This is a genomic window from Planococcus halocryophilus, assembly GCF_001687585.2.
GTDB lineage: Bacteria > Bacillota > Bacilli > Bacillales_A > Planococcaceae > Planococcus > Planococcus halocryophilus.
In genome coordinates this window covers 2,844,964-2,870,222 of the sequence record NZ_CP016537.2, presented here as the reverse complement: position 1 = coordinate 2,870,222, position 25,259 = coordinate 2,844,964, and the positions used below count along the sequence as shown (strand labels likewise).

Annotated in this window: 23 protein-coding genes and 1 pseudogene; 16 read left to right on the top strand and 8 right to left on the bottom strand. The window is 40.1% G+C overall.

Going from position 1 to position 25,259, the window contains the following annotated elements; translation table 11 throughout:
- Positions 1-189: 189 nt before the first annotated feature.
- On the bottom strand, positions 190-420 hold the full coding sequence (locus tag BBI08_RS14170) for a helix-turn-helix domain-containing protein (RefSeq protein WP_008430350.1): 231 nt from the start codon (positions 418-420) through the stop codon (positions 190-192).
- Positions 421-647: 227 nt separating this feature from the next.
- On the opposite strand from BBI08_RS14170, the gene BBI08_RS14165 reads away from it, so the two are divergent.
- The 5 genes from BBI08_RS14165 to mbcS all read left to right on the top strand — a co-directional run bounded on the left by BBI08_RS14165 (position 648) and on the right by mbcS (position 6,403).
- Positions 648-1,907 (top strand): mechanosensitive ion channel, encoded by a 1,260-nt coding sequence (locus BBI08_RS14165; RefSeq protein ID WP_008496782.1) that lies wholly within the window; start codon positions 648-650, stop codon positions 1,905-1,907.
- A 400-nt stretch (positions 1,908-2,307) separates the two neighbouring features.
- Positions 2,308-2,577, top strand: a complete 270-nt coding sequence (locus BBI08_RS14160) for a hypothetical protein (RefSeq protein WP_008496783.1) — start codon at positions 2,308-2,310, stop codon at positions 2,575-2,577.
- Between the two features lie 3 nt (positions 2,578-2,580).
- Complete coding sequence (locus BBI08_RS14155; protein ID WP_008496784.1) at positions 2,581-4,230, top strand: sodium:solute symporter family transporter; 1,650 nt, start codon at positions 2,581-2,583, stop codon at positions 4,228-4,230.
- 3 nt (positions 4,231-4,233) lie between these two features.
- Positions 4,234-4,800 (top strand): YIP1 family protein, encoded by a 567-nt coding sequence (locus BBI08_RS14150; protein WP_008496785.1) that lies wholly within the window; start codon positions 4,234-4,236, stop codon positions 4,798-4,800.
- Between the two features lie 25 nt (positions 4,801-4,825).
- Positions 4,826-6,403 carry an acyl-CoA synthetase MbcS gene (gene mbcS / locus BBI08_RS14145; protein WP_008496786.1) on the top strand — a complete coding sequence of 526 codons (1,578 nt, stop codon included), beginning with the start codon at positions 4,826-4,828 and terminating at the stop codon, positions 6,401-6,403.
- A 47-nt stretch (positions 6,404-6,450) separates the two neighbouring features.
- Here the strand turns inward: mbcS and BBI08_RS14140 are convergent, their stop codons facing one another.
- The 5 genes from BBI08_RS14140 to BBI08_RS14120 all read right to left on the bottom strand — a co-directional run bounded on the left by BBI08_RS14140 (position 6,451) and on the right by BBI08_RS14120 (position 9,864).
- Positions 6,451-7,086 carry a response regulator transcription factor gene (locus BBI08_RS14140; RefSeq protein ID WP_008496787.1) on the bottom strand — a complete coding sequence of 212 codons (636 nt, stop codon included), beginning with the start codon at positions 7,084-7,086 and terminating at the stop codon, positions 6,451-6,453.
- Entirely contained in the window at positions 7,061-8,107 is a 1,047-nt protein-coding gene (locus tag BBI08_RS14135; RefSeq protein ID WP_008496788.1) for a sensor histidine kinase, read from the bottom strand. Before BBI08_RS14135 ends, BBI08_RS14140 begins: the two co-directional genes overlap by 26 nt.
- Positions 8,104-8,802 carry a cell wall-active antibiotics response protein LiaF gene (gene liaF, locus BBI08_RS14130; RefSeq protein WP_065528239.1) on the bottom strand — a complete coding sequence of 233 codons (699 nt, stop codon included), beginning with the start codon at positions 8,800-8,802 and terminating at the stop codon, positions 8,104-8,106. The genes BBI08_RS14135 and liaF overlap by 4 nt, the downstream gene beginning before the upstream one ends.
- Positions 8,803-8,864: 62 nt before the next feature.
- Positions 8,865-9,503 (bottom strand): PspA/IM30 family protein, encoded by a 639-nt coding sequence (locus BBI08_RS14125; RefSeq protein WP_065528238.1) that lies wholly within the window; start codon positions 9,501-9,503, stop codon positions 8,865-8,867.
- Between the two features lie 13 nt (positions 9,504-9,516).
- On the bottom strand, positions 9,517-9,864 hold the full coding sequence (locus tag BBI08_RS14120) for a lmo0954 family membrane protein (RefSeq protein WP_008496790.1): 348 nt from the start codon (positions 9,862-9,864) through the stop codon (positions 9,517-9,519).
- Between the two features lie 482 nt (positions 9,865-10,346).
- Here BBI08_RS14120 and BBI08_RS14115 point away from each other — a divergent pair, with 482 nt between their 5' ends.
- The 4 genes from BBI08_RS14115 to trhO all read left to right on the top strand — a co-directional run bounded on the left by BBI08_RS14115 (position 10,347) and on the right by trhO (position 14,223).
- On the top strand, positions 10,347-11,435 hold the full coding sequence (locus BBI08_RS14115; RefSeq protein ID WP_008496791.1) for a metallophosphoesterase: 1,089 nt from the start codon (positions 10,347-10,349) through the stop codon (positions 11,433-11,435).
- 14 nt (positions 11,436-11,449) lie between these two features.
- On the top strand, positions 11,450-12,064 hold the full coding sequence (locus tag BBI08_RS14110) for a DedA family protein (RefSeq protein ID WP_008496792.1): 615 nt from the start codon (positions 11,450-11,452) through the stop codon (positions 12,062-12,064).
- A gap of 72 nt (positions 12,065-12,136) precedes the next feature.
- Positions 12,137-13,087 carry a 2-hydroxyacid dehydrogenase gene (locus tag BBI08_RS14105; RefSeq protein WP_008496794.1) on the top strand — a complete coding sequence of 317 codons (951 nt, stop codon included), beginning with the start codon at positions 12,137-12,139 and terminating at the stop codon, positions 13,085-13,087.
- A gap of 173 nt (positions 13,088-13,260) precedes the next feature.
- Positions 13,261-14,223: an oxygen-dependent tRNA uridine(34) hydroxylase TrhO gene (gene trhO, locus BBI08_RS14100; RefSeq protein ID WP_008496795.1), complete on the top strand. Its 963-nt coding sequence runs from the start codon at positions 13,261-13,263 to the stop codon at positions 14,221-14,223.
- Between the two features lie 173 nt (positions 14,224-14,396).
- On the opposite strand, the gene BBI08_RS14095 is transcribed toward trhO, so the two are convergent.
- Entirely contained in the window at positions 14,397-15,266 is an 870-nt protein-coding gene (locus BBI08_RS14095) for a MerR family transcriptional regulator (RefSeq protein WP_237146548.1), read from the bottom strand.
- A gap of 248 nt (positions 15,267-15,514) precedes the next feature.
- On the opposite strand from BBI08_RS14095, the gene BBI08_RS14090 reads away from it, so the two are divergent.
- Both BBI08_RS14090 and BBI08_RS14085 read left to right on the top strand, forming a co-directional pair.
- Positions 15,515-16,996 carry an aldehyde dehydrogenase family protein gene (locus BBI08_RS14090; protein WP_008496798.1) on the top strand — a complete coding sequence of 494 codons (1,482 nt, stop codon included), beginning with the start codon at positions 15,515-15,517 and terminating at the stop codon, positions 16,994-16,996.
- An 18-nt stretch (positions 16,997-17,014) separates the two neighbouring features.
- Positions 17,015-18,181 (top strand): saccharopine dehydrogenase family protein, encoded by a 1,167-nt coding sequence (locus BBI08_RS14085; RefSeq protein ID WP_008496799.1) that lies wholly within the window; start codon positions 17,015-17,017, stop codon positions 18,179-18,181.
- A gap of 62 nt (positions 18,182-18,243) precedes the next feature.
- On the opposite strand, the gene BBI08_RS14080 is transcribed toward BBI08_RS14085, so the two are convergent.
- Complete coding sequence (locus BBI08_RS14080; RefSeq protein WP_008496800.1) at positions 18,244-19,155, bottom strand: diacylglycerol/lipid kinase family protein; 912 nt, start codon at positions 19,153-19,155, stop codon at positions 18,244-18,246.
- A gap of 106 nt (positions 19,156-19,261) precedes the next feature.
- On the opposite strand from BBI08_RS14080, the gene BBI08_RS14075 reads away from it, so the two are divergent.
- The 5 genes and pseudogenes from BBI08_RS14075 (at position 19,262) to BBI08_RS14055 (ending at position 25,185) form a co-directional block, all read left to right on the top strand.
- On the top strand, positions 19,262-20,443 hold the full coding sequence (locus BBI08_RS14075) for an alanyl-tRNA editing protein (RefSeq protein ID WP_008496801.1): 1,182 nt from the start codon (positions 19,262-19,264) through the stop codon (positions 20,441-20,443).
- A gap of 67 nt (positions 20,444-20,510) precedes the next feature.
- The gene (locus BBI08_RS14070; RefSeq protein ID WP_065528237.1) at positions 20,511-22,679 is read left to right on the top strand and encodes a beta-propeller domain-containing protein; all 2,169 of its coding nucleotides are present in this window, start codon (positions 20,511-20,513) and stop codon (positions 22,677-22,679) included.
- Between the two features lie 79 nt (positions 22,680-22,758).
- Positions 22,759-23,791 (top strand): annotated as a pseudogene (locus tag BBI08_RS14065) (alcohol dehydrogenase catalytic domain-containing protein).
- A 170-nt stretch (positions 23,792-23,961) separates the two neighbouring features.
- The gene (locus BBI08_RS14060) at positions 23,962-24,717 is read left to right on the top strand and encodes a threonine/serine exporter family protein (RefSeq protein WP_008496802.1); all 756 of its coding nucleotides are present in this window, start codon (positions 23,962-23,964) and stop codon (positions 24,715-24,717) included.
- Between the two features lie 12 nt (positions 24,718-24,729).
- Complete coding sequence (locus tag BBI08_RS14055) at positions 24,730-25,185, top strand: threonine/serine exporter family protein (RefSeq protein ID WP_065528236.1); 456 nt, start codon at positions 24,730-24,732, stop codon at positions 25,183-25,185.
- Positions 25,186-25,259: the final 74 nt, after the last annotated feature.

The window sequence follows — 25,259 nt, the reverse complement described above, 5'->3', positions numbered from 1 at the left end:
GCTCTCTACGGGTCTCTCAAACTCGTTATTCTCGCAGGAGTCGAGCGAACGCTTCTCCAAATAAGTAAACAGTTCACTTTTTTTAAATAGTAAAAGTATCTGCTTTTCATAAAATATAGTAGGTTAGTAACTTGTTCAACGCGATGTAAAAGCATCTTGGACTGGTTAGTCCAAGATGCTTTTTATTGGTTAATCTTCATCTTTAATATCCACGTCATCTGGTATCGGGGTAGCGCGCCATTCTTCCAACGCCAATTTAGCCTGTTCCAACTGCTGAAAATGTGTGCCGAATTGAGAAGTGTTGATCATGTATTGCTCTCCGTCATGGACTGCGCGAATACGGCCTTCTAACACATAACGGTTGACTTGTTCTTCAGGCATGGACAAAAAAGCTGCAGTTTCCTGGACTGTCATATACATAGGATCGCCTCCTCTTTTCTTTTATTATAATAGAAGGAGAATACTATCTCAAACCATTAGCGTCCTAGTATCAATGGGAAAAAGCTTTTAATGTGAAATCAGCTCGTTCTTTTTTATCTGATTTTTCAACTAATTATATACAATTTAGTTGCTAGGCGTTTAGTTTCGTAGAAGTAAGGGGATGATAATAATAGAATGTGCAAAAAAAACAAAAGGAGGACGAGGTTATGAATGACATTGGCAACTCTTTTAGAGGAGTTGGAAACACGATTATCGACTACATTCCAAACGTTTTAGGGGCATTATTATTATTACTTGTCGCATGGATTGTTGCAACGGTTGTACGGGCTATTTTTACTAAAGGCTTGAAAAAAGCAGGTGCAGATCGTGCCATGGTCAAAGGCCATATGGCAAAAACAAAAGAAGACGCAGACAGCATACTGGATTCTATAGGGAAAATTCTTTATTACCTAATCTTCATTTTGTTTATTCCGAGCGTTCTGCAAGCTTTGGATATGAACAATGTAGCACAGCCAATTTCAAACATGATGGATAAGCTATTGGCGTTCTTGCCAAATCTCTTCATGGCTATTATTATCCTTGTAATTGGTTACTTTGTTGCTAAGTTTGTAAAAAATCTTGTGTTCAGTCTTTTAACAGCCATTAACATTGATAAGTGGTTTAATAAGTTTACTAACAAACCAAGTGGCACGACAGGAACAACAAGAATGGACGCTGGAGACAAGGCGACATTAGCAAATGTTTTAGCTAATACAGTCTTTGTTATCGTCTTAATTCCGATATTGACAATTGCGTTAGAAACATTGAATATTCGTTCTATCTCTGAACCCATTGTAAACATGCTCAATCAAGTTCTGAACATGATTCCAAACATCTTTGTAGCGATCATCCTTATTCTAGTGGGTGTCTTAATCGCTAAATTCGTGGGAGATTTGTTGATTAGCTTATTAAATGGAACAGGGATTAACCGCTTCTCAACATATTTGAATATCGATAAAACAAAGACACCAAGTTTCGATATTGCCAATATTATTGGTAAAGTTGTGCAAGCGATTATCATTATCTTCTTTACTGTAGAAGCGATGAACGTACTGCAACTAGATGTATTAAATGGAATTGGTGAAGCAGTAATTGCATACTTGCCGCTTCTCATTAGTTCATTAATTATTCTAGGTCTTGGCTTGATTGGTGGTAGCTTGCTTGGAAACTATGTAAAACAAGCTTCTGGCAATCGTCTTATGGGAGCTGTTGTGAAATACGTAATTATTGTAATTGCCGTATTCATGACGCTTGATCAGTTGAACTTTGCGACAAACATCGTTAACTTGGCCTTCCTGTTCATTATCGCTGGACTTGCAGTCGCATTTGCAATTTCCTTCGGTATAGGTGGGCGCGATTTTGCTAAGCGTCAACTTGAAAAATTTGAAACAAAAATGGAAAAAGAAAACGATAAGCCGGACCTTTAAGTTCATTTTCCGATCCCCTTAGGTTGACATCAACCTAAGGGGATTTTTATATTGTTTCAAAAAAAGTGCTAGGAACATGTTAAGAGAAGATATGGGAATAAAGTTATATTGAAATATAAAATGAAATTCTCGCTTCCTTAATCATATACATTATTTATTCACTATTATTAAAGAGATTTTTAAGTTTACAGGAAAGAAAAGCTTGATTAATGTATAAATGCTCCCGAAATAATAGTTTAAATAATTAAAAAATTCAGTTGACTTGATTTTATGAGAACGGTTACAATCAAGAGAGTTATTCATTACATAATAAAAGTAAAGGGGGATAGCATAGTTTGAAACTGAGCGAACGCTCAGTTGGAGATGAGGAAATTAGAATTTATTTGAAATGGGGGATACGATGAAAGCGTACAAAAAAGAAGTACAGTTTACCGTTTGGATGACAGCGGCCTTTATATTAGTTGGTAACGTTGGGTTAATATTTTCAGTGTTTCCTGTCGATGCTATGTTATTCGGTTTTCCAGTTATGTATATTGTTCCGATTTTAATGGGGTGGTTTGGTGTTTTCATTTTAACCATAGTAGCTGGGAAAATTGGAAACCGTATTGATGATGAAATTGATAGCGAAAACGATGCGCTCGGAGTTTCCGGCGAAGTAAAGGATGTGTAAATAATGGAAGCACAAAACTGGCAGTTAACCAATCCAATTCTCGGTTTAGCGGTTGTGGGAGCGACTTTTTTACTATTTTATATCGTTGGGTTTTTATCCAATCGGAAAAGTTCATCAGCCCAAGATTTATATACGGGTGGCGGGAACGTCGGAGCTTTCACTAACGGTTTAGCGATGGCATCAACGTACATGAGTTTAGCAACATTTCTCGGAATTACAGCATTGATTCTTAAATTACAGGTGCCATTTATTATGCTTTGGATTCAATTGATTTTGGCAATTCCATTAATCACTATTATCTATGGAACTAGTCTTCGCCGGATGGGTGCGTTTTCTCCTACTCACTTTATCCGTGATCGTTACGGCGTGACAGCTTCTATTATTGCAGCTCTTTTCATGATTTTAGTTTCTGTTATGTATGCTTTAGGACAAATGATTGGAATCGCGATTACATTCGAAACATTATTAGGAATTCCCTATTTAACTGGACTTTTTGTTTTTGGAATTATTATCGTAGGATATATCACAATCGGTGGTATGGCTGGAGCAACAAATAATGCCGCGATTCAAATGGTTATTATCGCTTTAATGTTCATCATTCCACTTGGTGCGATTATGAAAGCAATCGGAGCGACAGGCTGGTATTTCCCACCTTTGTTCTATGCTGATATGGTTCCGGCAATGATGGACGCGTTGCCAACTTTCTTTGACTACCAGTTTTCTACTAAGTGGTATTTCTCTATTATCCCAGCTTTGACAATCGGAGCTTTGGGTCTACCTCACTTGGCTATGCGTGTCTACACAGCGTCCAACCTGAAAAGTGCACGCTCGGCCATGGTTTGGTTCGCCTTTATTCTTGGACTAGTGTTCTCAGCAACTTATGCAATGGGCTTTGTAGGCGTTTATGCAACAACTACTCAAGGTCTAGTCATTTCAGAAGGAGATGCGGATAAATTAACCATTATCTTGAACTTGGTTTACAATCCAGAATGGGTAACGGCACTTGTTATTGCAGGAGCAATTTCAGCAGGACTATCGACTTTGAGCGGAAATTTACTGGCGATTGGTGCCTTGATTTCCCAAGATATTATCGCTACCTTAAAGCCGAATATTCCTCAGCGTTTAAGTCTGCGTATCGGATTTGTCGCTATTTTTGCAGGTGGATTGCTCAGTATCTTGTTGGCAATCGAACCGCCAGCTTTCCTAGTTGTTAGTATTCTTTGGGCATTCGGTTTAGCCGGAGTCACAAACGCACCACTAATTATTGTTGGAGTTTGGTGGAAAGAAGCCAATAAATTCGGTGCCATTGCTGCTTCTATAGGTGCGGGTGCCATTTACATTATTGTGTCGCCATTTGTTTTTCCAAGTATCGTCTTAACGGGACATGCCGTAACGGATGGAATGGGCTTGTCAGGGGCAATGCTAGCTGTACCAATCAGCTTTATCTTGTTAATAGTTGTTTCTTATATCACAAACCGTATGCCGAGTCTTCAAAATAAATTGACGAAGCAATCGGACATTGAATTAATTGAACGCATCCATGGTTGGAAGGATATCAAATCCTATCGTTATAACAGTGTCCTTGGTGCCGGCGTAACAGTCGTCGTTTCTGCAGCTGTTGCGATATGGGCTTTAATGCCTTGGGGGATGTAGGAAATGAAAGAAAGGGTGACTAAAATGGTCGGAAAAATGGTTACATTAAATGATGCATCTTTTCGGTCATTTTTAGAATTACCGAAAACTCAATTGGTGAGCAATTTGCTATTGTTCATTGTTGGTTTAGGCTATGGCGCGATTTCAATCGCGTCAAACGCCTCATACATATCAAGTTTCGATTCGGCTTTGTTGCAAAATTTTATGGTTCCGGCAATTTTCATCCTATTTGGTTTGCTAATGTCGTTTATTACAAAAATCGGCTTAGCGCTATTGCTTTGGGCAGGTTCCAAAGGTCTTGGGGGAAAAGGGCTGTTGCGGGATATTAATCGAGCGACACCAGTAGCGCTGTTGCCAGGTCTTCTCGGCGCTCCTTATTTAGCAGAAGTAGGAAACGGACATCCAATGGTATATATGCTGTTGGTAGTCGGAATTATATGGATGTATCTAGTGTGCGTTAAAATCATTAAAACAACTCAAAATTTCACACCTGTTAAGGCTTATGTGGCAGCGTTGGCGGCATTCGCTTTTTTAGCGAGTGTTTACTATTTAATCATACCGCCAGCATGAAGAAAATTAGAATGGGGGCTATCTTATGGAATTCAAAGATTTAATTGCACCAGAACAGTATAATATCACTTCGGAATTGGAAGCGTACAAAGAAGACACTGAGCGCTTGGCTATTAGATGGTTAGATAGCGAAGGCAATCGCGAAGATCTTTCTTATAAAGAGCTCATCGGTAAAATGAATCAATACGCTCAAGCTTTGCTAAAGCTGGGGATTGAAAAAGGGGATCGTATGCTAATTATTCTTCCGCGTATTCCGGAAGCGTATATTACGTATTTAGCTTGCTTACGTGCGGGAATCGTAGCGATACCGTGTTCTGAAATGCTTCGAAAAAAAGATTTGGTTTACCGGATGCATCATTCTGGGGCAAAAGGAATAGTGGCACATTACAAAACCACTGCTGAGACCAATTCCATTGACGAAGAATTGGATGCATTAAAGAATAAGTTGATTATTGGTGGTAAAGAAGAAGGTTGGCAGTCTTTTGAGGAGCTGGCAGAAAATGAAACATCAAAATTTGAAGCTGTGCCAACTCATCGTGAAGATATGGCGTTCTTGTCTTATACATCAGGAACAACCGGCAATCCAAAAGGCGTAGTACACGTTCATGGGTGGGGTTATGCCCATGTCCGGACAGCAGCAACAAAATGGCTTGGCGTTAAAAGTGGCGATATGGTTTGGGCAACGGCAGCTCCGGGGTGGCAAAAGTGGATTTGGAGTCCATTCTTGTCGACGATTACACTTGGAGCCACGGCTTTTGTTTATAACGGACCATTTGATGCGTTGAAATACTTGGATTTATTAAAAACTGAAGAGATTAATGTTCTTTGCTGTACGCCGACAGAATATCGGATCATAGCAAAAGTAGAAAATCTCGATTCCTACAAATTGCCAGCACTAAGATCGGCAGTGTCTGCCGGAGAACCTTTAAATCGACAAGTCATTGAAGCCTTTCGACAGGCATTTGACCTCAACGTCCGCGATGGCTATGGACAAACAGAAAACACCTTACTTGTTGGAACACTTCAGGATATGGAAGTTAAGGCAGGTTCGATGGGGAAACCAACACCGGGAAATCCGGTCGATATCGTCAATGATGAAGGACAACCGACAGCAATTGGGGAAGTAGGAGATATCGCCGTTCATCGCGATTGTCCAGCATTATTCCGAGAATATTATCAGGATCCCGAGCGGACAAAAGCTGCGTTTCGTGGTGATTGGTACTTAACAGGAGACCAAGCATCGCGCGATGAAGATGGCTACTTCTGGTTTGAAGGAAGAAGTGATGACATTATCATCAGTTCAGGTTATACCATTGGACCTTTTGAAGTTGAAGATGCATTAATGAAGCATGAAGCAATTCAAGAATGTGCTGTGGTTGCTGCACCTGATGAAATTCGGGGCAATATCGTCAAAGCTTATGTTGTGTTGCGAAATGCTCAAGATTTTTCGGATAAAGATGCGTTAGTTAAACAATTACAAGACCATGTGAAAGAAATCACAGCGCCTTATAAGTATCCGCGTGTCATTGAATTTCTAGAAGAACTGCCAAAAACAGCTTCGGGCAAAATTCGCCGCGTCGAGTTGAGAAAACTAAATGCATAATTGAAAAATGCCGGACAGCATCTAGACTGTCCGGCATTTTTTTCGTTTTATTTAGGAGGGACAATCAGTTTATGCTGAAATGCATAAATGACGGCTTGAGTTCGGTCATGAACTTCGAGTTTCGCGAGAATATTGCTGACATGCGTTTTAACTGTTTTGACCGCAATAAACAATTGATCGGAAACTTCTTGATTGGTTAAACCGCGTGCGAGTAGCAGCAAAATTTCCATTTCACGTTCAGTTAACTCATCGTGAAGAACTCGTTCATGACGCATTTGTTTCATCATTTTGGTCATTACTTCTGGTTCGAGAACCGGTGTACCGTTCATAGTTTCTCGAATCGAATCGGCAATCCGTGAAGCTTTTGAGGTTTTTAAGATATAACTGACCGCTCCCGCTTGAAGTGCAGGATATACTTTATCATCGTCCAAAAAACTTGTGACAATCATAATTTTAGCTTCTGGCCACTGGTCAATGATGGCTTTTGTCGCTTCTGCCCCATTCATAATAGGCATCACCATATCCATTAAAATTAAATCGGGTCGTAAATTTAACGCCATTTGGACAGCTTCTTGTCCGTTTGTGGCTTCTCCTATAACTTCCATATCCTTTTGAGACTGCAAGTAAGCTGAGACCCCTATGCGTACCATTTCATGGTCATCCACTAATAAGATTCGAATCATCAGTTTTCTTCCTTTCAATCGGAACTTTTACTTCTACAATGGTGCCTTCAGAAGGGACAGAAACGATTTTGCTTGTCGCTCCGATTTCGATAGCGCGTTCTTCGATATGCTTTAAGCCATAAGAAGTCGATTTGGATTGTTCGCTTTCAAATCCAATGCCGTTGTCTTGTATGCGCAAGATTGCGAAATGATCTCGCTCGACAAACAAAATATGAACTTCAGTGGCTTTCGAATGGCGCAATGTATTTGATAAAGTTTCTTGTGCAATACGGAACAAATGATCTTCCGCCCCTTTTTGTAAAGGCACTTCTTCTAATTTATGATCAATCGTAAAATACACTTTTTCTTTCAGTTCACTAACCAATTCAAACAAACCTTGACGCAAACTCTTGTCGTGAAGAGCAGCTGGACGTAAATGCAAAAGCAAGGCACGCATTTCTAATTGAGCTTGTTGCACCATTTTTTCTGTTTGCAACAGCCCGGGTTGTGCATCTTCGCTTTCTGTCATAGACGACAACAACATTGAAGCAGCAAAAAGTTGTTGCGAAACAGAGTCATGCAATTCTCTTGCCAGTCGTTGTCGTTCCATGATCAAACGCTCTTGAATAATTTGGTCTTGTGTTTCGGCCCGTTCATTGGCAATCCGCGTTAAACTTTTACGCTGCGTTTCCAGAAGCTTTTGCAGTTTTAAAATAGAGCTAGATAAATTCCGTGGCAAAGTTTTCATGTTCGCTGCTTGAACTACGGTGTTGTCTTCGTTACGTAAAAGTGCTTGGAAAATTTCTTCGATTTCTTGTACTTTTGAGCGTGATAACGATTCAGTCCACCACGAGATACCGACAGACAAAGCAAGCATAAGAACCACTAACCAAATGCCAAGCGGCAATCCCGCGATAAAATCTTGCCATAAAACAGCCCAGCTCTTAAGTGAAGGCAAGCCAAGTAAAGCAAATAAAATGCTAAAGACAATTAAAGCAAACAGCGTAATAAAGAATAAACTGCGTGGAAGTATTTGTCTCATCGACGAATCACCTCGACATCTCCCATCCAAGTAGTCACAGAGACGATCAATTCAACTTTGCTGCCCTCGTCTATTGGATAGCCATCTTCTACATGAATGGTTCCGTTAATAATGCGTTTTTTGTCCCCATTGAAAAAGCGGGATTCACCAAGAAGTGTTGAATAAAAAACGCGTACAGGAACTTCATAAGGAACAACAACTTGGATTTTCCCGAAACCTTGACGAATAGAAATGAGTGATGTTTTTTTAGGCAGTACCGTTTGCGTCGTATCCACTAAAATATCCCCGACAAATCCTTGGACATGTATGTCTTTCCATTCATATGCTTCTATTGGTGTACTTTGTGTAGATAGCACTTTGTTTTGAATAAGTCCTTTATCAGTTGCTTCATAAATAGGAGCTGTTTGAAGCCAGTCATTGCCTTTCCATAAACGAAGCAACAAATATACGGCTAGGCTAAACACCATCAAGCGTAAACTCCACATCGACAAAATGGAAATCCCGATTAGAAAAGTACCTGCCCAAAAATAAGAACGGCGGTATTTCACTTTGTTTTTTAATGCATAGTAGATGGTTCCGATACCAAGAAGAATCAAAAACACACTGCCATTTTCAAAAAAGGCAGCTTCTACAAAAATTAAAAATAAGGCGCTCAAAATAAGAAATGCTTGTTTGTTTGTTGAAAAATGCGGCATGATTTTGCCTCCTTCTTTGTATCAGAAAAAATAATGAGGAGAAACCTTCTCCTCATTCTAGTTTAAACAAGTTCTTTTTGATTTGCGCTTTTTTTCTCTAAAGATTCGAGACGGCGTTCCATCGCTGAGCGTTCATGACGTTCTTCAACTTTCGTACCCAGTGTCGTAATGTACGAAGTCATATCTTCAAAAGAGCCAATTCGTTCTGCAACAAGTTCAGGACTCAGTAGTTTGTCCATTTGGTAATGCGCACGAGTAGCGTTTTCTTTGCCCATTAATTGAAGTTGTTTTACTTTCATGTCTTTTACTTTGTGTTTCATTTCTTCGTAGCGATGTTCTAAACCTGTCAGTTCCGCAATGTTTTCATCGAGGTTGTTTTGCAAAGTCTTTACACGTGCAGTATAAGTTTGAACTTCCATCTCTGCAAAGTCAGCAAGATCTTCTTCACCTGAAATTTGTGCCAAGTCGGATTGACTTTGGCGCTTATCAAGCATAGCAGAAGCTTCAGCCAATTCTTTTTCTAGTTTATCATTTAATTGGGCTTGGCGTTCGACCCATTTTCCTGTAGCCGTTGTTTGGTTTTCTGCTTCTGTAATATAGCGATTGAGCAAGGCCAGTGGGTTTTTTTCTTCTTTTTTTGCGACGATGGCATCCACATCAGTTGCTACTGCAAATTTTAAACGTTCCCATAAAGTTGTCATATCTATTACCTCCCTATTTAGTTAACTTATTCCATTCATATTCAAAATTTGTAAATGGGTCACTTTCTTTCAAGGTACTAATCGAAACGCTTTGTCCGTGCCATTTACGATAAATCATCCACAGTCCTGCGAGTGCAGCGAGACCGATTAATGCAGGTACGTTAGAAATGGCAGAAACTGCACCAACAACTCCAACAGCCGCCCAAAATACTTTTGACCAAGTGGATAAGCTTCGTAAGTAATAATGCACACCTACGTAGACGACGACAGTTGCTACTGCTAATGCGAATAAAGCACCAACATTAGAAACTGCGACGATTCCGGCGATGATTCCAAGTGTTACTAACCAAAATTTGTTCATGGTGTTTGCCTCCTTTTTAATTTGTAAGTTCATCATACTAAGAGAATGGTTTTTCCAATACGGTCTCTGACTGCATCTTTCACTAGGTCTTGAGGCGTAGAAGAGTCTAAGTGGAGTCATGCCAAACGCTTCGTGCATGGACGCGTTGACATTTGGAGAGTGGTGAGGAGTGAGTGTCGTGGTAGATAAAGTTAGTAAGATAGTCGTGCCGGCCGCTTGGGACAGAGCTCCCGCCAGAAGCCAAGCAAAGAACGCTTGTCTTCTAGCTCCGCTTCGTCCGCTGGCGCGTCAGCACTTGGAAAGGGTGAAAAATGAATGTTCGGATGAATCGGGTAAGTGAGAAAGTTGTACCTGGACACTTATAGAGTGAAAAAGAGTTCAATTGCGAAGGTTGTGAATTGAAATGCTATACTATTTTTTATGACATGGAAAAAAATGTCCTTCAATAGAAGAGGTATTTTAATGAAAGAAGAGGCGTTTTTATGAAGGTAGTTATGGGGATAGGCAGTACGTTATTAATTTATACAGCACTAGTTGCCTATTTGGGGTGGGCTACATATGTCTGGTTCACAAGTTTTATAGAAAGTATGAATCCGTGGTTATTTGCAATTTTGTGGTTGGTGATTGCGTATAGTTATGTCATTGGTAGAATTGGTCATAAATGGCTAGGGTTTACGGTGCTCGGTTCTTATTGGTTTGCATTTTTACAATACGCTCTTTTATTGATTCCATTGGCGAATATCGCTGCATTACTAGTAGAAACTAAAAATGATGTGTTTTTTATAGGATTGGCAACAGCACTCATTTTACTAGTGATATTCATAGTGGGAACATATTTTGCATACAGTCCAGTTGTTCGTGAGTTAGAGCTCACAGTAGAAGGGCAAGATTCCGAACCACTTCATCTAGTGATTGGTTCGGATTTTCACTTAGGGTTTTTATCGGGGAAAAGACACTTACGGCGATTTGTTGATATGACTAACGCACTTGATCCGGATGTTGTCCTTTTGGCAGGCGATTTGGTGGACGATGATCCGGTTTGGTATGCACGGTATGGTATGTCTGAAGTGATGGAACAATTAAGGCCTTCTCTTGGTATTTATGGTGTTTTAGGAAACCATGAGTATTATGGTAAAAAAATTCCGTTATTGGTGAAGTTAATGGAAAAGTCCGGTGTGAAAATATTGAAAGATGAAACAGTTTTGGTTGCGGATCGTTTTTATTTAACAGGGCGTGAAGATCGTACAAACAATAACCGACTTTCATTAGCACAGCTAAAACCGGAAGAAAATAAATTGCCATGGATTGTGATGGACCATACCCCGGGCGATTTAAAAACGCCGAGTGAACTAGGGGTAGATTTTCATCTATCCGGTCATACGCATAAAGGACAAATGTGGCCCAATCATTTATTGACAAAGCGAATGTTTGAAGTCGATTATGGGTATCGTTTAGTAAGAGGTACGCATTTTCTTGTGTCTTCTGGATTTGGTTTTTGGGGACCTCCACTTCGTATCGGGAGTCGCTCAGAATTATGGTCGGTCACAATGAATTTTCGATCACCAACTTAAAAAGGAGTGTTTAGATGGAAGAGTGGATTACTTTGGTCATGTCCGATTATGGCTATTTTGGTATCTTTTTTCTCATTCTGTTAGAAAATATATTTCCGCCGATTCCTTCAGAAGTGGTTTTGACGGTCGGCGGATTTATGACAACCACTACGACCATGACCATACCAGGAGTAATAGCAGCTTCAACGGCCGGCTCTGTGAGTGGAGCGATGATGTTGTATGGCGTTGGATTACTTGTGGATGTAAAACGGCTGGAGAAAATTATTGATAAGTATGGCAATTGGCTGCGCGTGAAAAAAGAAGATATACATAAAGCTGATAGTTGGTTCGACCGTTTTGGTGTTTGGACGGTGTTTTTCGGAAGGTTAGTTCCGTTAGTACGCAGTTTGATTTCGATTCCAGCAGGAATGTCGAATATGAAAGTATGGATTTTTATTACTTTTACTACACTCGGAACCTTACTATGGAATACGGTATTGGTGTTTGTCGGTGAAGCAGTAGGTGATAACCGACAGCAAATTATGCGCCAATTATCGCTTTATTCGAATGCAGTTTATGTCTTAATCGCATTAAGCGTTATAGCAGCTGTTTGGTATTACATTAGGAAAACAAGATCAAGTAACGAGTAGAAAACTGCTGGCAATTGCCGGCAGTTTTTTTAATTGTTATAATTGTGTAACAATAATGGACGGAGGATGGTTATGAAGCCAATTGTATTCATTACTCAAAAGTTACCAGATCAAGCAGTAGCCGAATTAAAAGAACAATACGAAGTTCGAATGTGGCCGGAAGAAAATACACCTGCTCCGCGTGAGAAATTGCTTGAAGAAGCAAAAGAAGCGCATGCACTTTGGACCATGTTGTCTGATCGAGTGGATAGCGAGGTTTTTGAAGCCGCCCCTAACTTGAAAATTGTTAGTAATTTAGCTGTTGGCTACAATAATATCGATCTAGAAGCCGCACACAAACATGGTGTGACGGTTACAAATACACCCGAAGTGTTAACGGAATCGACTGCAGATTTAACATTTGCCTTATTATTGGCCACTGCTCGAAGAGTGATAGAAGCAGAAAAAACAGTTCGCTCAGGAAAATGGCAGTCATGGACGCCAATGGGTATGACAGGCCAAAATGTGGGTGGAGCTACGCTTGGAATTATCGGGATGGGTCGCATTGGTGAAGCTGTAGCTCGGCGTGCCAAAGGATTCGGGATGGACATCTTGTATCACAATCGGACGCGGAGAAATTTGGAAGACGTTCGGTATGCCGAATTTGAGGAATTGTTGAAGATCTCAGATTACGTTGTGATTTTAACACCTTTGACGCCTGAAACAAAAGGCATGATTGGTGCAAAAGAATTGGCGATGATGAAAGAGAGTGCTTGCCTAATTAACGTAGCTAGAGGTGGTATCGTTGATGAAATGGCTTTATACGAAGCATTAAAAGAAGAGCGGATTTGGGGTGCAGGTTTGGATGTGTTTGAACAAGAACCGGTGCCTATAGATCATCCATTGCTGACATTGCCCAATGTAACAGTATTACCGCATATCGGCAGTGCTACTGTCCAAACGCGTTTAGAGATGATGGCATTAAACGCAGAAGCAATTAAAGCATGTTTTGAAAATAAATCAGTGAAAAATAGAGTTTGCTAATAAAGATCAAAAAGCAGCAGTTGTATCGCTGCTTTTTTTAGCGATAAAAACTATGTGTATAAGCACTCTTATCTTGCAAGAGTTGAAGTTTACTGCTATTTGTTATAAAATGATTGAGGTTTTTACTGCTTTTTTGTAACAGAACCAAATAGAGAAAATAGGAGGTATGATTCATGCAAAATCATACACACAATGTTTTACTTTACTATCTATATACACCGATTGAAGATCCAGAAGCTTTTGCAGTTGAACATTTAGCAGCATGCAAAGAGTTAGAGTTGAAAGGCCGTATCCTTGTTTCAGAAGAAGGAATCAATGGTACATGTTCAGGAACAATCGAACAAACCGCAGCTTATATGGAAATGATGAAAAATGATTCGCGCTTCTCAGCCATCTCTTTTAAAATCGATGATGCTGAAGGACATGCGTTTAAAAAAATGCACGTTCGTGCGAAAAAGGAAATCGTTCACCTTGGACTTGAAGACGACATCAACCCGAACGAGCTAACAGGCACTTACCTAGAACCGAAAGAATTTTATAAACAAATGCAAGAGCAAGATACAATTGTATTAGATGCACGAAATGATTACGAATATGACCTAGGGCATTTCCGTAATGCAGTTCGTCCTGATATTGAAAACTTCCGCGATCTTCCAGAATGGATTCGTGACAACAAAGAACAATTTGAAGGTAAGAAAATTTTGACGTATTGCACAGGCGGAATCCGTTGTGAGAAATTCTCTGGCTGGCTAAAAAAGGAAGGATTTGAAGATGTTTCACAACTTCACGGCGGTATCGTTACTTACGGGAAAGATCCTGAAGTGAAAGGTGAACTATGGGATGGCCAATTATACGTTTTTGATGAGCGTATTGCTGTACCGGTAAACCAAGTAGAGCACGTCGTTGTAGGGAAAGATCATTTTACAGGCGAACCTTGCGAACGTTATGTAAACTGTGCAAACCCGGAATGTAATGCGAAAATTTTAACATCTGAAGAAAACGAGCATAAATACATGCGTTCATGTTCAGACGAATGCCGCGAACACCCACGTAACCGTTATGCATTTGAAAACGGTTTAACGGGAGAGCAAGTACAAGCGCGTCTCGATGCATTAAAAGAAACAACTGAAGTATAAGACGAAAGGTGTTGGAATAGATTTATTCCAACACCTTCTTTTTTTCATTCAATTATTTTTCAACTTCTTCCTGGCACTCAAAACAGACCAGTTCTCCGTCCACATAAACCCCATCTAAAAAACCATCACGGCAATAAACGTCTTTACCACAATTACTGCACGGTCCAATGAGCTCAAGCATCTTGCAAACCTTCAGCATAGACGTACATGGCGTCTTTTAAGTATTTTGCTAAGCCTTGTCCATGTTGATCGATATTGCTTGCAAAGCGGCTATCTGAGGCGTACAAATCACCCAGTCCACGGAACATTTTTGGTGAACATTCGTAAAAACGGTTTAACAAAGTATAATAAGCTTTCATTTCTTGTTGAACTGCCGCTATTTGCGGAGGCAAATGCATTAAGCTAGCGACCGTATTATAAATGCGATCCCCTTCACGATTGATTTCTTCTAAATCTTCCTCTTCTTTTTCTACTACTGGTTCGCTTGTTGCTGACAAAATTTCTTCAGATATAACTGTTTCAACGGGCGCAACGGCAACAGCGACTGCTGATTCCTGATGAGTTTCAGCAGTTGCAAAAGAAGTATCTTTTTGCAGTTCAAGAGGCACTGTAATAGAACTTACTTCAGGTTTTTGGTATTTTTCCATTAAATCTTCGGTTTTACTGCTAGCAAAAGCTGAAAAACGTTCTTGGTCTGTCAAACTTTCAAAACCTTGTAACTCTTGCTGAGTACGCTCTGCATTTTGGATCAGCTTTTCAATACGCTGCTGTTTTTGTACCAATAAGTCGATATGCTGCGATAATGCATATTCACGATCAAAGCCATCTGCCACAAGCTCTTGAATTTTCTTTAATGAGAAATTCAATTCTTTTAAGAATAAAATCTGTTGAAGCAATTTCAAGTCTTCTCCGTTGTAATAACGATATCGGTTTGTTCCAATATTTGAAGGTTTTAATAAACCAATGCTGTCGTAGTGGTGGAGAGTCCGAACACTGACCCCCGCTATTTTTGCTACTTCTTGTACTTTGTACAATCTAATCACCTCTCTCTTTAAAATACACTATAACGCACCGTTAGTGTCAATAGTTTAGTGAAAAAGACGTTAAAATGTATTGTTTTTGTCTTATTTAAAGTTAGTGAATCAACTAAAAAATTATTTTTCTATATAAATTGAGTATTCTAATAGTAAAATGCAGAAATTTCAGATATCTCCTACTATTTTCTAGAAAACTATGAAATAATGAAGGTGAAAGCGTTATCAAAAGCTAGCACATGAAAGGGGCAATGACGATGAAATTAACTAATTTTGTGAATGGCCAATGGCAACAAACAGAACAGGCGGAATTTAGACCTGTTTTGAATCCGGCAAATGGAGATGAGCTAGCAAAAGTCCGAATGTCTACAGCACAAGATGTTGATTTAGCTGTGAAAGCTGCAGTAATCGCACAGAAAAAATGGGCGAAAGTACCAGCGCCAAAACGCGCCGATTATTTATATGAAATAGGTCGATTGATGAAAGAGCGAAAAGAGCATTTAGCTCAAGTATTGACGAAAGAAATGGGTAAAGTTATTGAAGAAGGCCGTGGCGAAGTCCAAGAAGGAATCGATATGGCTTATTATATGGCTGGAGAAGGAAGGCGAATGTTTGGTGAAACGACACCATCAGAACTGGGAGACAAGTTTGCCATGAGTATCCGTTCGCCAATTGGCGTAGTAGGATTAATCACGCCTTGGAATTTCCCTGTAGCAATTGCAACATGGAAATCGTTTCCGGCAATTGTAGGAGGCAACACATTTATTTGGAAGCCCGCAACAGAAACACCGATGATGGCCTATGAAATGGCGAAAATCTTTGAAGAAGTGGGTCTTCCAGATGGCGTCGCTAATATTGTCTTTGGAGCTGGTTCAGAAGTTGGAACCGCACTTCTAGAACATAAAGACGTGCGAGTGATTTCATTTACTGGATCAACCGAAACCGGTCGCAAAGTGGCAGAAACGGGCGGTCGCAATTTGAAAAAAGTATCACTCGAAATGGGCGGTAAAAATGCCGTTATTGTTATGGAAGATGCTGATTTGGATTTGGCTGTAGAAGGTATTCTTTGGAGTGCATTCGGTACAGCAGGACAACGTTGTACGGCATGTAGCCGGGTCATCGTGCATAAAGATGTTAAAGAAGAGCTTCAAAGACGATTGTTAACGAAAATGGAAACACTGACAATTGGAGATGGCAGCGATGAAAACATTAAAATTGGTCCAGTTATCAATCGAAAAGCTATCGAAAAAATTCATTCTTATATTGAAATCGGTCAGCAAGAAGGAGCTACATTACTGGTAGGGGGAGAAATTTTAACAGGTGGCATATACGATAAAGGAAACTATTACGCTCCGACATTGTTTACGGATGTACAGCCGAATATGCGCATAGCGCAGGAAGAGATTTTTGGTCCAGTCGTTTCGATTATTGAAGTAGCAAGTTTAGATGAGGCGATTGAAGTGAATAATGGTGTGATTTATGGGTTATCCAGTTCGATTTATACGGCAGATGTAAACCGTGCATTTAAAGCACAGCGCGATTTAGATACGGGTATCGTCTATATCAATGCGGGGACAACAGGAGCAGAAATTCATTTGCCATTCGGCGGAACCAAAGGGACAGGAAATGGCCATCGCGATTCAGGAGTTGCAGCATTAGATGTCTTTACTGAATGGAAAAGTGTATATGTTGATTACAGTGGGAAATTGCAACGTGCTCAAATCGATAACGAAACATGATAGAAAGGGGATGAGGAAATGAAAATCGTCGTATTAGGTGCAGGGTTAATGGGGAAACAAGCAGCTAGAGACTTAGTTGCTGATGAAGCTGTTGAAAAGGTCTTTTTAGCCGATCGCAACAAAGATCAAACGATGCTTTTCAAAGATAAGCTAGGCAATAGTAAGTTAGAAGTTTTAGAGTTAGACGCCAGTGATAATGAGGCGTTAGCAGCAGCAATTTCAAAAGGAGATATTGTCATCAATGCATTATTTTACACATTTAATGAAAGAGTGGCGGCTACTGCACTTTCATGTGGAGTGCATTCGGTCGATTTAGGTGGCCACATTGGTGGAGCCACAGACGCAGTACTTGAAATGCACGAAGAAGCGCAGAAAAAAGGTGTGACACTCATCCCTGATTTAGGAGTAGCACCCGGGATGATCAACATTTTGACTGGATACGGTGCAAGTAAACTTGACCAAGTGTCAGATATTCGCTTGTTTGTTGGGGGCATTCCGGTTCATCCTGAACCTCCACTAGAATACAATCATGTCTTTTCATTAGAAGGGGTGTTTGATCATTATACCGACAAATCGCATGTTATTCGTGACGGAAAGCTGCTCGAAGTTGAATCTTTATCTGAAATTGAACATATACAATTTGAAGATTTTGGGGAACTAGAAGCTTTTCATACTTCTGGAGGAACATCGACGTTAACGGAAACATTTAGTGACATCAATTCATTGGAATACAAAACTCTACGTTATAAAGGACATGCTGAGAAATTTAAATTATTGGTGGAACTAGGTCTGACAGATCGAACAAAAACAGTGACAGTCGATAATCGAGAAGTAAATCTTCGGGCGGTCTTAAAAGCTGTACTTGAGCCAATAACCGAACTTGGGGATAAACAAGACGCTGTTGTTTTACGAGTGATGGTGTCAGGTGTGAAGGCGGGAGAGGAAGTTACGTACGAATACAATATGGTGACGATAAAAGACCAAGAAACAGGTGTTACTGCGATGGCGCGTGCGACAGCTTATACCATTTCCGTAGTAGCGCAAATGATTGGTAAGGGGATTATCGATAAGCGAGGAGCCTATCCTCCTGAGATGATTGTGCCCGGAGAAGAATATATTGCAGAAATGGCGAAACGTGGAGTTGAGATTAAAGAGACTATTCACCGATCAGCTTTTCAAAGTTAAAAAATTCGACTGAGTAGATTAATTATAAAAGGGCGGTTCCTTTAGGGACCGTCCTTTTATGGTTAAATAAAATCTTCAGGTTGTTTAGGAATCAACATTTTCAAACTACCAGGCTGTATTTCTATATCGAGTGGCGTTTTTAAATAGATTTCGCCATCGGTATCTACATCTAACTTCTCTTTCGTTTTAATGGAGATAGACTGACCTTGATAATGCGTAATATGCTCCAATTCTTCAGTCACCACTTCAGGTTGAGCGAGTGAAAACCATTCCCGTATGGCTGCTAAAGAGGAAGTTTGAATAACAAATAAATCGAGTAAGCCGTCTGCTGGGTCGATTGTTGCCATTGGGAAATTATGGGTTCCGATTGACTTTCCGTTCATGACTAACACGAGTACACCTTCTTCTGCATAGCTAATACCGTCAATTTTCAAATCGACTGAAAACGGAGTGGCTTGCCGCATCGATTGCAATGCACTCATAAAATAACTGATTTTTCCGTAGCGTTCTTTTAACGTAGGATCGATATTAGAAGAAGCATCAGTAATTACACCGATTCCTGCAAAATTGAGAAATGAACCGCCGTTAATTTTTCCGGTATCAATTTTTTTAATATCGCCATTTATCAGTGCTGGCGCTGCTAAATCTAAATTTAGTGGAATATCCAAAGTGCGCGCAAAATCATTGGCTGTACCACTTGGTAATATGGCAATCGGAGCAGGGTCAGCAATCTCAGCTAAAGCCCGGACTGCGGAATGGACGGTTCCATCGCCGCCTGCGATAAATAGAATGTCTGCATCCATTGCAGCGATTTGACAAGCACGCTCGAATTCTTCTGGTGAAGCGGTTTGAATAATTTCGAGTGAATGCGATGCTTGTGCAATGTGTGGAACGGCTAGTCTTAAAACAGAGTCTACCGTAGACTGTCCTGCATTGCCGTTATACAATAATACGGAACGATTGAACTTGGGCATGTCTGCTGTCCTCCTGTAAGTCTATTTACCTTTGTAATTCCACTAAAAGAAACTCGGTAAACAATAGAATAAAAGTAACTGCATTAGCAAAGAAAGAAGGTTCGATATGACAACGAAATTGTATTATGAAGATTCAACCGTTTTCTCAACCGAAGTACATGTAATAGACAGTGGGGAAGACGAAACCGGGTATTATGTGGTTTTAGATCAAAGCTGTTTTTATCCCGAAGGCGGTGGTCAGCCTGCAGATACGGGCGAGATAGGCCTGGCAACAGTATGGGATGTACAACTAATCAATGGTGAGATTCGTCATTATACGGATATTGAATTGCCAAAAGAACGTTTTTCTGCTCAATTGGATGAGCAGAGAAGACGAGATCATATGCAACAGCATGCGGGTCAGCATTTGTTGAGCGCTTTGTTTGAAGATACTCTAGGCTTGAAAACGCAAAGTTTTCATTTAGGAAAAGAACGCGTGACCATTGATTTGGATTTGGATATAGCAACAAAAGAGCAACTTCAAGAAATTGAAAAAAAAGCTAACGAACTTATCGGTCAAGCTCTTCCGATTTCCACAAGATGGGTAACTTCAGAAAAAGCCCAAACATTGAAATTGAGAAAACCTCCAGTTGTAGATGGAGCCATTCGCTTAGTTGAAATTGAGGGAATTGATTTGAACGCTTGCGGAGGTACGCATCCAAAAAATACGGCTGAAATCGGTTTACTAAAACTCATTTCAACAGAAAAAAGTAAAGGAGGCATGCGGGTTTATTTTTTATGTGGGAATCGAGCATTAGACTATTTCAACTTTTTATTAAATACTGCCGATCAATTGGTCGTTCAGTTAAATGCACCCGTTGCTGAATTATCGCAAGCGGCGGAAACTTTGTTAGTAGATAAGGCTAGTATGAGTAAAACGATAAAAAGTCTTCAAGAACAATTGTTAAACTTAGAAGCAAAAACGATTGTTCCAGAAAATCAACTTATACAAGAAGTTTTCGAAAATCGGTCGATAAAAGAGTTGCAACAGCTTGCACGACTTGTCATAAGTCAGCACCCTTCAGCAATCGCTTTGTTTATTAGTAGTACAGAAGACGACATGCGTTTTGTCTGTGCAAAAGGTCAAGATGCACAGGGAGATATGCGAGAAGTATTAAAACAGCTTCTTACGTTGACGGATGGCAAAGGGGGCGGAAATGTCCAATTTGCTCAAGGTGGGGGCAAAACGACTGAGCCTCCAACAGCATTCTTATCCGTATTTCAGAAGACTTTAAAAAAATTTATGTGAAATGTGTAACTTTTCCAGTGCTCTCCTGTCTAATAGAAAAAGGGATGTCTGAAAGGGCGTGAGCGTCATGAAGAAGAAAAAAATTTGGATTATTGCAATCATGGCTGTTGCAGCAATTGGGTTGGTATTTGTTGTGCTCAATAACAAAGTATCAGTAAGTGCTTCTCCTATCGCTTTAACGGAACAAGGATGGAAAGCCAATTTCTCTTCATCTCTCCAGCAAGAAGCTGTAGAGAAAGGTGACGTGTACATTACGGATGCACAGAACAACCATGTAGAAACCGAAATGTACATCCAAAACAATGGGAAAACACTGGAAGTGGTAGGCATCACAACTGGTGAATATCGTTTGCATATTAAACGAGCCGCATTGAAAAATCGATTTTTTAAAAATTTAACGGATACGGAAATTACATTTGTTGTACAGGAGCAATTAGAAAAACTATCAGGGGAAGAACAATTACGAGATTATTTTGGCCGATTGATGGAGATGTATCAAAATAATCAACGGTACGATGGTGGTATGGAAGAAACAGCAGAGTCCTCAGACTCAAGCGCTAGTCAAAGCGATGGTGCTGGCGCAGAGGGTGATTATTCAACTACCAACAACCAAGTAGAAGGTGTAGATGAAGCAGATTTGGTGAAAACCGATGGTTCGTACATTTATTCAATTAGCGAATCGCGCGTCGTGATTTCAGATGTGCGAAATCCTCAGGAAATGATAATTGCTGCAGAACTACCTTTTACAGAAAATATGTACCCCGAGCAACTCTTCTTAACAGAAGATGTACTTGTTGTCATGGGCAGTCGTTATTCAGCTTATCCAAATATGACTGATCGGATGCCTCATGGTTGGACACCACAAATTGGTGTCACTTCTGTTTATTTATATGATGTTAGCAATCCCCAATCTCCTCAGTTTATTCGAGAGTTTGGCACTGAAGGTTATTTGAACGGTGCTAGGTTGACGAACAACATTCTTTATTTTGTGACGAACGTCTATCCAGACTATTGGATAATGGAAGAACAAGATGAGCCGGAACTTCGTCCTCATCAGTACGATTCGAAACAAGGAGGAGAGCTTCAGCCAGTCCCTTATGACAGCATTTCCATTCTTCCGGGAACAATGGAAGGCAGTTATAGCGTGATTACAGCTATGGATTTGACGGCTCCAGAAACCAACGAAATCTCAACAGATGGTTTTTTAGGCGGCAGTGAACAACTGTATATGAATGAAGATCATTTATATTTAACGGCCCCCGCATATGTACCTTTGGATGATGAAGAAATGCGTGACGATCGAAGAATGGACATTTGGTTCCCACAACAAGCCAATACGGAAGTATTTAAATTCGGGTTAAATGGCACAGCTGTGGAGTTTATAGCTTCTGCAGAAATAACAGGATCATTGCTCAACCAATTTTCTATGGATGAATACGATGGTTATTTCCGAGCCGTAACGACAGAAGGAATTGCATGGGATTTAACTTCTCCATCAAAAAATCATTTGTTTATTCTAGACAAGCAAATGAATCAAGTAGGATCAGTAGAAGATTTGGCACAAGGCGAGCGAATTTATTCGGCACGGTTCATTAAAGATAAAGCCTATATGGTGACTTTTAAAGAAACAGATCCATTGTTCGTTATCGATGTCTCGACCCCATCTTCTCCGAAAGTACTCGGAGAGTTGAAAATACCAGGTTTCTCAAATTACTTGCATCCTTTGGATGACGATCATTTAATTGGTTTTGGTTATGATACGAAACTAGTGCCTGTAAAAAATGGAGAACCGCGTGTTGTTACAGGAGGTATGAAGATTTCGTTGTTTGATGTTAGTGACTTTGAAAATCCATTAGAAAAAGACACTGAGATTATCGGTGGGCCTGGAACCTACTCTGCGTTGCAATACGATCACAAAGCATTGTTTACACATCAAGAAAAAAATCTATTTGGTTTTCCTGCAAGTTTATATGACGAAACTGAAAAAGATTATATAGGATTTGAAGGGGAAGGCGCTTTGATTTACACGATTACTCCGGATGGTATTTCGCTAGCAGCCAATTTGATTGAACAAACCACAGATCAATACGGCGATTGGAATAGAGCTGTTCAACGTATTCTCTATATTGATGAAGAACTGTATACCGTGGCAAATGGAGAAATCAAAAGTTACGGATTAGAAACCTTCGAACCGGCTGGTACGTTGGAATTTGATAAATCAGAAAGAAGCGAATAAACTTCGCTTCTTTTTTTAGGTTTAATTAGTTGGAAAAGGGAAGACCAGTAGTATTCTGAATACTACTGGAGGGATAATAATGAAGGCAGTGACATTTCAAGGCACAAAAGATATGAGAGTAAAAGAGGTGAAAGATCCTGAAATTCAGAAAAAAGACGATATTATTGTCAAAATAACATCAACAGCTATTTGTGGTACAGATTACATATCTATCAAGGAGCATTGCCAACCACAAAAGACACGGTCATTGGACGCGAGCCAATGGGAATTGTAGAAGAAGTAGGACCGGATATTACTAAAGTGAAAAAAGGAGATCGCATTGTCCTGTCTTTTAATATCAGTTGTGGTCAGTGTTTCTATTGTAGCAATGAGAGGGAAAGCCAGTGCGATAATTCAAATAGCAATCCTCATTTTGATACAGGCGCATATTTTGGTTTAACGGAACGTTACGGAGATTATTCCGGCTGACAGGCAGAGTATTTACGTGTGCCTTATGGAAATTTTACTCCTCTAGTGATTCCTGAGTCTTCGGAATTGGAAGATGAATCGTTATTGTTCTTGTCGGACGTTTTGCCGACGGCGTGGTGGAGTTTGGAACATACAGGAGTGAAAAAAGGGGATACAGTTGTTTTTTTAGGATGCGGTCCGATTGGCCTTATGGCACAAAAATTTGCGTGGATGCAAGGTGCGAGCCGCGTTATTGCAGTCGATGAAATTCCTTATCGAATGGAACTTGCTAAAAAAATAAACAATGTAGAGATTGTCGACTTTAGCAAGCGTGATAATACGGGGGATTTGATTCATGAAATCACATAAGGAGGCGCTCGTATTTTAATTGATTGTGTTGGAATGGATGCGACAGGGGCTGTCCAGCAAAAACTGATGTTACAAGGGGCTATACTCAGTGCTATTGACATCGCAAAAGATGCTGTTAGTAAATTTGGAACCATCCGATTGACCGGTGTCTATGGGTTGACTTATAATCAGTTTCCACTCGGAAATATGTTTGAGTGGAATATCACCTTGGAAATGGGACAAGCTCCAGTCATCCACTTGATGCACGTGAAATTATTTCGCACATTATGCCTCTAGTAAATGCGAGTGATACCTAACAAATATTTAATGATCATCAAGATAATTGTACAAAAGTCGTATTAAAATCTTAGCTATTAATATACCTATAGCAAAACTTATTAAACGCTCCGATGTATTGGGGCGTTTAGTTTTTTGCTAAATTGCGTTATGATAAGAAAAGATATCGACTGTGAAAGGAGAGGGACATGTGGCGCAAATAGGAGAGACGAGACGTGAACTTGCCTTGGATTGCTTTCTATTGGCCGGAAGAATTATGATGGAAAGTGGCGCGGAAACATATCGTGTTGAAGATACAATGATTCGAATGGCTGTGTCACAAAATATGGTAAACTCCCATTGTTTCGTGACGCCATCGGGTATCATGTTTTCTCCAAGTGAAGAGCTAGCTACACGATTTGTTCGAATTAATAACCGAAGCACGGATCTTGAGCGGGTAGCTTTGATTAATTCGGTTTCTCGAAAGTTGGTAGCGGGAGAATATACGTTACAACAAGCCTATGACGAAATGCTGATTATCGATCAAACCAATTATCGATTTCATATATGGATTCAAATTCTAGCTGCTGCTGTAGCAAGTGGCTGTTTCTTTATTTTGTTAGGCGGCAAGTGGGCGGATCTCCCATTTGCATTTCTTTTTGGTGGTACTGGGTTTATTATTGTAGAAACCATTTTAATAGAAACGCGGGTTAAGATATTTGCAGAGTTTATCGGCTCTTTTGTTATTGGAATTTTGGCATCTATTACTGTCTATACAGGTTTTGCATCAGATTTAGATACTTTGATTATCGGATCGATTATGCCACTTGTACCCGGGTTACTGATTACGAATGCGGTGCGCGATTTGATGGCAGGCCATTTTGTATCTGGTTTATCTAAAGGAGCAGAGGCGTTTCTAACGGCTTTTGCAATTGGGGCAGGCATTGCGGTCGTTTTATCATTTTGAGGAGGAGATCGGATGAACTGGCCATTAGAAGCATTTCTCAGTTTTATGGCTGCAGGCGCATTTGGCGTCATTTTTAATACGCCACGTCGCACATTAATCAGTTGTGGTCTAGTTGGTATGAGTGGTTGGCTTATTTATCGCATATTTTTTCTGACTTTCGAAGATCCGGTGCAAGCTTCTTTTGCAGGTGCGTTTGTGGTTTCAATAGTGGCCCATTTGCTAGCTAAAAAATTTCGAATGCCGATGATTATTTTTAGTATCGCTGGAATTATTCCTTTGGTACCGGGAAGTAAAGCATATAACGCTATGCGAAAGATTGTAGAACATAATTACTTAGAGGCCATTGCGTTTGCTTCGGAAGCGATGATGATTTCCGGAGCTGTTGCCATGGGATTGGTTTTTGCGGAAGTATTAATGCAGCTGTTTTTTAAGCGGCAAGCAAAAAGAATACAGAAAAAATGGGCCTGAGGCAAGAATAATTCTTGTTTGTCAGACCCGTTTTTTTATATCGTTCTTTTGAGATTTTGGGTGTAGGCAGCTTG

Bases quoted from the DNA above. Each gene is read 5' to 3' on its own strand.
- BBI08_RS14170 (WP_008430350.1), bottom strand. From the start codon at position 420: ATGTATATGACAGTCCAGGAAACTGCAGCTTTTTTGTCCATGCCTGAA.
- BBI08_RS14165 (WP_008496782.1), top strand. From the start codon at position 648: ATGAATGACATTGGCAACTCTTTTAGAGGAGTTGGAAACACGATTATC.
- BBI08_RS14160 (WP_008496783.1), top strand. From the start codon at position 2,308: ATGAAAGCGTACAAAAAAGAAGTACAGTTTACCGTTTGGATGACAGCG.
- BBI08_RS14155 (WP_008496784.1), top strand. From the start codon at position 2,581: ATGGAAGCACAAAACTGGCAGTTAACCAATCCAATTCTCGGTTTAGCG.
- BBI08_RS14150 (WP_008496785.1), top strand. From the start codon at position 4,234: ATGAAAGAAAGGGTGACTAAAATGGTCGGAAAAATGGTTACATTAAAT.
- mbcS (WP_008496786.1), top strand. From the start codon at position 4,826: ATGGAATTCAAAGATTTAATTGCACCAGAACAGTATAATATCACTTCG.
- BBI08_RS14140 (WP_008496787.1), bottom strand. From the start codon at position 7,086: ATGATTCGAATCTTATTAGTGGATGACCATGAAATGGTACGCATAGGG.
- BBI08_RS14135 (WP_008496788.1), bottom strand. From the start codon at position 8,107: ATGAGACAAATACTTCCACGCAGTTTATTCTTTATTACGCTGTTTGCT.
- liaF (WP_065528239.1), bottom strand. From the start codon at position 8,802: ATGCCGCATTTTTCAACAAACAAACAAGCATTTCTTATTTTGAGCGCC.
- BBI08_RS14125 (WP_065528238.1), bottom strand. From the start codon at position 9,503: ATGACAACTTTATGGGAACGTTTAAAATTTGCAGTAGCAACTGATGTG.
- BBI08_RS14120 (WP_008496790.1), bottom strand. From the start codon at position 9,864: ATGAACAAATTTTGGTTAGTAACACTTGGAATCATCGCCGGAATCGTC.
- BBI08_RS14115 (WP_008496791.1), top strand. From the start codon at position 10,347: ATGAAGGTAGTTATGGGGATAGGCAGTACGTTATTAATTTATACAGCA.
- BBI08_RS14110 (WP_008496792.1), top strand. From the start codon at position 11,450: ATGGAAGAGTGGATTACTTTGGTCATGTCCGATTATGGCTATTTTGGT.
- BBI08_RS14105 (WP_008496794.1), top strand. From the start codon at position 12,137: ATGAAGCCAATTGTATTCATTACTCAAAAGTTACCAGATCAAGCAGTA.
- trhO (WP_008496795.1), top strand. From the start codon at position 13,261: ATGCAAAATCATACACACAATGTTTTACTTTACTATCTATATACACCG.
- BBI08_RS14090 (WP_008496798.1), top strand. From the start codon at position 15,515: ATGAAATTAACTAATTTTGTGAATGGCCAATGGCAACAAACAGAACAG.
- BBI08_RS14085 (WP_008496799.1), top strand. From the start codon at position 17,015: ATGAAAATCGTCGTATTAGGTGCAGGGTTAATGGGGAAACAAGCAGCT.
- BBI08_RS14080 (WP_008496800.1), bottom strand. From the start codon at position 19,155: ATGCCCAAGTTCAATCGTTCCGTATTATTGTATAACGGCAATGCAGGA.
- BBI08_RS14075 (WP_008496801.1), top strand. From the start codon at position 19,262: ATGACAACGAAATTGTATTATGAAGATTCAACCGTTTTCTCAACCGAA.
- BBI08_RS14070 (WP_065528237.1), top strand. From the start codon at position 20,511: ATGAAGAAGAAAAAAATTTGGATTATTGCAATCATGGCTGTTGCAGCA.
- BBI08_RS14055 (WP_065528236.1), top strand. From the start codon at position 24,730: ATGAACTGGCCATTAGAAGCATTTCTCAGTTTTATGGCTGCAGGCGCA.